This window comes from Streptomyces zinciresistens K42, from assembly GCF_000225525.1.
In the GTDB taxonomy this organism is placed as follows: domain Bacteria; phylum Actinomycetota; class Actinomycetes; order Streptomycetales; family Streptomycetaceae; genus Streptomyces; species Streptomyces zinciresistens.
Map to the genome: position 1 here is coordinate 1 of NZ_AGBF01000394.1, position 2,483 is coordinate 2,483.

A 2,483-nucleotide genomic window follows, 5' to 3' on the forward strand; every position below is an offset into this window, starting at 1 on the left:
GTCAGCCGGGCGAGCAGCCGCCCCTTGGCCAGGCGCCTGAGTTCCTCGGCTGCCAGGACCCGTTCTTCCTCCGGATCGTTGGCCAATCGTGATCGGATGCCTGCCAAAACATGGTCCAGATGCTCCGTGTGCGGGAGGCGGTCCAGGCAGACGACGAATCCGTGCCCGAATCTGGCCTCGTACGCGGCGTACGCGGCGCCCAGCGCGGTGTGCGCCGCCGAGTAGGTGTCCCGCGGCAGGACCGGCAGCGCCTCCTCGGCCAGCGCCTCGGACAGCTCCCGCGGCGACAGGTCGTAGGCGGCCTCGTCGGACGCGGCCAGCAGGGCGTCGGCGTCCGGGTACGGGCGGTGCTCCGCGATCCGGACGGCCCAGCGGGGGCTGCGCAGGCAGGTCAGCAGGGCGCGCCGGAGCTCGTCCGGGGGTGCGCTGTTGAAGGAGTCCAGCGCGGTCGGGGACGGCGGGGTCCGGGTCTGTCCGGGCAGCGACGGTATGGCGGTACGGCCAGGAAGGTGTGTGGGCGTCACGTGGGTTTCGGCAGGGGATTCTGGTGGAGGAGTGGCGCCACGTTACCGAGTGTGGACGCGAGGTGTCCGACGCATGCCCGAATTTCAGCCGAACGGGAGAGTTTCGGAACGCGCGCTGGACGCCGCCGCGTGTTCACGGCGCCGGGCGCCCGGCGCCCGGACAGGCGGTGTCCGCCCGGTGACGGCGTCGTGCCCGCCGGCCCGCCCCGCCGGCCGGGAACCCGCGCACCTCCCCGACGAGGACGCCGGGCCGCCGCGCCGGGGGCACGCGCCGGACAACGGTCCTCACCGCGCGTGCACCGCCCGTAACGGCACTAGGTTGGTCCCGTGAGCCAGCACAAGCACCGGCGCCGGGCCCCGGCGAAGAGCCCGCTGAAGCAGACATGGGTGCTGATCCTCGCGGTGGTCGCCGTGACGGCCGCCGCCGGGGTGAGCCTCGGACTCCTGGCGAGCGGGGGCGACGGGGACTCCGCCGGCTCGCGGCAGCGGCGCTCCGCGCCGGGCGCGGCCGAGACCGCCTCCCCGTCACCGTCCCCGAGCCGTTCGTACGCCCTGTCCAAGGCGCCCCGCACCATCCCGGCCGTGCAGTCCCACACCGCGGCGCGCGGGCCCGGCTGGCGTCCCGCCCGCACCGGGCGCGTCGTCGTCGGCGACGGCGGCCTCGCCGACGAGGGGCGGCTCATCGCCGGTGAGCTGGGCATGACGTACGCCGGCCGCAAGGACGACACGCGCGCGGGCGACGTACGGCTGGAGCTGAACGGCGACAAGGGCGGCCGGGAGTCCTACACGATGACCGTGCGCGGCGGCCGGGTGGTCATCGGCGGGCCGGGCGAGGCGGGCGTGTTCTACGGCACCCGCACCCTCAAGCAGGAGGTCGCGGACGGCGGTACGGCGCCGGAGGGCGTCGTGCGCGACCGCCCGGCCAAGCCGGTGCGCGGGTTCATGCTCGACACCGCCCGCAAGAACTACACGGCCGGCTGGATCGAGGACCGCATCCGCGAACTCGGCGATCTGAAGTTCAACCAGCTGGGCCTGCACTTCTCCGACGACCAGGGCTTCCGCATCGAGTCCGCCACGCACCCCGAGATCGTGTCGAAGGAGCGCCTGACCAAGGCGGAGGTGAGGAAGATCGTCCAGCTGGCCGAGAGCCGGCACATCACGATCGTGCCCGAGATCGACTCCCCGGGGCACCTGGGCGCCGTGCTCGCGGCCCACCCCGACCTCCAGCTGCGCAACGTCAACGGGGTCCCGGTCCGGGGCGCCATCGACATCTCCAAGCCCAAGTCCGCCCAGGTCGTCGACGACCTGCTGAAGGAGTACGCCGCCCTCTTCCCCGGCAGCCAGTGGCACATCGGCGGCGACGAGTACCAGGCGCTGGTCGTCTCCGACCCCGAGGCGTCCTTCCCGCAGCTGGCGAGCGCGGCCCGCAAGGCGTACGGCGCGAACGCGGGCGTCGCCGACCTCGCCACCGGATGGCTCAACGACCGCACCGACACGGTGCGCTCGCGCGACCGCACGGTCCGGGCGTGGAACGACGGGTTCTTCCGCGACGCCACCGTCCAGCCGGCCAAGGACCTCCAGGTGGCGTACTGGACGGGCAAGGAGATCGGGGCCCGGCCGCCGATCGACTACCTGCGCGCGGGCCGCGACGTCATCAACTACAACGACGAGTTCCTCTACTACGTGCTCGGCCAGCCGCAGACATTCGTCTATCCGACGGGGGAGCGGATCTACCGGCAGTGGACGCCGCGGGTGCTGCGCGGCACGACCCCCGTGCCCGCCCGGTACGACGACCAGATCCTCGGCGGCACCTTCGCCGTCTGGGGCGACATCGCGAGCGCCCAGACGCAGGACCAGGTCGCCGCGGGCATCCGGATGCCGCTGCGGGCGACGGTGCAGAAGCTGTGGGACGCGGGCGCGCCGCGCTGTCGTGGACGGAGTTCAAGGCGCTCGCCGACC

At 73.4% G+C, this 2,483-nt stretch carries 1 protein-coding gene and 1 pseudogene; one reads left to right on the top strand and one right to left on the bottom strand.

Annotation, left to right across the window (positions count from 1 at the left end; all coding sequences use genetic code 11):
• Positions 1-524, bottom strand: a 524-nt coding sequence (locus tag SZN_RS36695) for a 2-oxo-4-hydroxy-4-carboxy-5-ureidoimidazoline decarboxylase (protein ID WP_007506007.1), incomplete at its 3' end; no start/stop codon positions are given.
• Between the two features lie 387 nt (positions 525-911).
• Here SZN_RS36695 and SZN_RS36700 point away from each other — a divergent pair.
• Positions 912-2,483, top strand: a pseudogene (locus tag SZN_RS36700) (beta-N-acetylhexosaminidase); the annotation flags it as partial.